Raw genomic sequence first — 2,750 nt, forward strand, 5'->3', positions numbered from 1 at the left:
CGCCGCGGCGGCGACGGCCAGGTGCTTGATCTCGCTGTTCATCGCGGTCAGGTTGCGCTTGACCGTGTCCATGGTTTCGGTGAGCACCGCCTTTTCGCCGGGCAGCCGATCCATGTCCTCGGACAGGTCGCCGATGGCATAGCGGCCCATGATCTGCGCCAGACGCTCGGTCACCGCGATATGCGAGGCGACCAGCGCGTTGCTGTCGTGGACCATGCGCCCGTAGTCGCCGGGGAAGCTGCTCTCGTCCATGCGGTAGCTGATCTCGCCGGCATCGTGGCGCTGGGCCATCTCCTTCTGTGCGTCGAGCACCGCGCGCAGCTGCTGCTGCATGCGCTGCAGCGATCCCAGCAATTGTCCCAGCTCGTCGTTGCGCGCGTATTGGATGCGGCTGTCCAGGCGGCCGGCGGCCACTGCGCTGGAGACTTCCACCGCGCTGGCAAGCGGCTTGACCACCAGCCGGCGCAGCAGCAGGTAGAGGCCGCCGCTGAGCAGCAGCGCCGCGCACAGGCCGACCGCGGCGATGGTCCACAGCAGGTTGCGGGCCTGCGCCATCAGCACCGCCTTCGGCACCGCGACACCCAGCGCGAAATGCTCCTGCGCCTGGCCGATCTGCAAGGGCACGTAGATCTCGACATCGGTATCGCCGGTCTTCGCATCGACGGTCTCGCGGTCGACGGTCTCGCCCTTGGCGATCTGGGCGAGCAAGGCACGGCTCGCGGCGTCATCGAGCCTCTTGCCGACCAGTGCAGGGTCGCGGTCGGCGATGATCGCGCCGCCAGGCGAAAGTAGACGTACGTGTCCGACGCCGAGCGGGTGCAATTTCGACAGGCGTTCCTGCAGCTTGGCGAGGCCGATGTCGGTATTCATCACCGCAAGCAGCTTGCCGTTCTCGATCACCGGGGTGCTCAATGTCGTAATCAGGACCTTGCTGCCGCCGATATCGTAGTAATACGGTTCGATCAGCGCCTGCCTGCGTTCCTTGCTCGGGCGCAGGTACCAGTCGCCAGCGCCCGGGGTGGCGTAGTCGAGCTGTGGCTGGCGGATCAGCTTGTCGCCTTGCCAGGCCCAATAGACCATGTAACGGCCGCTGGCGTCATGCCCCTCGCTGCCCGCGTACTGCGCATCCTTTCCATCGAATGCCTGCGGTTCCCACATCGTCCCCATGGCGGTCCAATCGGGATGTTGCTGCAGTTCTCTGCGCATGATCTCGCTGGCGTTCGCGCGCGCATTGCCGTCCTGGGTGCGCTGTACCAGCATGGCGTTTGCCAGTGCCTGGTTGGCGGAAAACGCGGTGTTCATGTCGCCTGCGATGCGCTTGGCTTCCAGGTAGGCGGCGTTGGTCATGCCGGCCTTGGCCGAGGTCAGCAGCGCTTGGCTGCTTTTTGCGTAGATCAGGAGCGCGGTGATGCCGAAGCACAGGGCCGCGATTGCAGAGACACCAATCATCAGGCGCGTGACGACGCTGCTGGTGCGATGGGGGCGGGGCATAGTCATGTCTTTCCTCAGGTCGATATGAGATGGGGAGGGGCATGTATGGGCGGGTGGTCATGTGCCATACGTAACGTGAATGCGACTTTGGTTTTGCGTTTATCTGCAACGAATCACATAACTTGATCTTTTTTTTCGAGTGGGTTGATCGAAATACGCCGGGATCGGCTGACGTGCCAGGGAGAGGCGGATGGCGCGAGCCGCATGTCCTGATCCAGGACCGACAGGCGTACAGTGCCCAGTCCGTCGATTCGGTCGGCAGCCGGGACGCGGGAACGCGGATGCTCGGAACCGGCTGGTGGGGACGTCGGCGGGACGAGGAAGCGCTTGCCCCTGGCGGAGAAGCGTCAGAAGCGTCTTCCCGAACGTAGTTGGCGGGTTCCTTGCCGGACGCTCCGGGTGTTTGACGCAGTGCGGCCCTACGCGCCATGCCGGTGCAATGACCGCTTGCCGTTGAGTGACGGCGCTTGGGCGCTCTTCAGCACGATCCAGGCTTGAACACTGGAGTGGAGGGGCATGTGCCTGCGAAGTCGGCAGGCATCGGGGCGTTCTGTGAAGCAGAACGCCGAGCTGCAAAGAGGCAAAGACGGTGCGGCAAGACGATACGGTGGCCACGCCGTTGTCGGCGTGGCCACCCGGCCGATCAGAACTCTTGCCAGTCGGTGTTGGCGCCGACGGCGACAACGGCACGCTTGGGTGTGGTGCGTGCGCCTTGTGCGACGGGTTTGACCGGCGCCTTGGCCGGTCGCTTGGTGCCGGCAGTGACGAGCGCGGCCGGCGGTGCGGAACTGCGCGGTGCCGTCGGCGCCTGCTGGTCGATCTTGAACAGGGCCACGGCCTGGCTGAGCTGGCCGGCCTGGTCTTCCATCGAACGCGCGGCGGCGGTGGCTTCTTCGACCAGGGCGGCGTTCTGCTGGGTGGCTTCGTCCATCTGCATCACGGTCTGGTTGACCTGCTCGATGCCGGCCGACTGTTCCTGCGAGGCGGCGGAGATCTCGCCCATGATGTCGGTGACGCGCTGCACCGAGGCCACGATCTCGTGCATGGTCTTGCCAGCCTGGTCGACCAGCGCCGAGCCCTGGGCGACGCGGCCGACCGAGTCGTCGATCAGGTCCTTGATCTCCTTGGCCGCACTGGACGAGCGCTGGGCGAGGGTGCGCACTTCGCTGGCGACCACGGCGAAGCCGCGGCCCTGCTCGCCGGCACGCGCCGCTTCCACCGCCGCATTCAAGGCCAGGATGTTGGTCTGGAAGGCGATG

Annotated in this window: 2 protein-coding genes; both read right to left on the bottom strand. The window is 65.6% G+C overall.

The window, feature by feature from the left end:
* Positions 1 to 1,497: HAMP domain-containing protein (locus SLW55_RS20535; RefSeq protein WP_320745639.1), on the bottom strand; the 1,497-nt coding region annotated here is incomplete at its 3' end.
* A 637-nt stretch (positions 1,498 to 2,134) separates the two neighbouring features.
* A partial coding sequence (locus tag SLW55_RS20540) for a methyl-accepting chemotaxis protein (RefSeq protein ID WP_320745640.1) occupies positions 2,135 to 2,750 on the bottom strand: 616 nt, incomplete at its 5' end.

Origin of the sequence: Xanthomonas sp. LF06-19, assembly GCF_034105425.1 — a bacterium.
GTDB lineage: Bacteria > Pseudomonadota > Gammaproteobacteria > Xanthomonadales > Xanthomonadaceae > Xanthomonas_A > Xanthomonas_A sontii.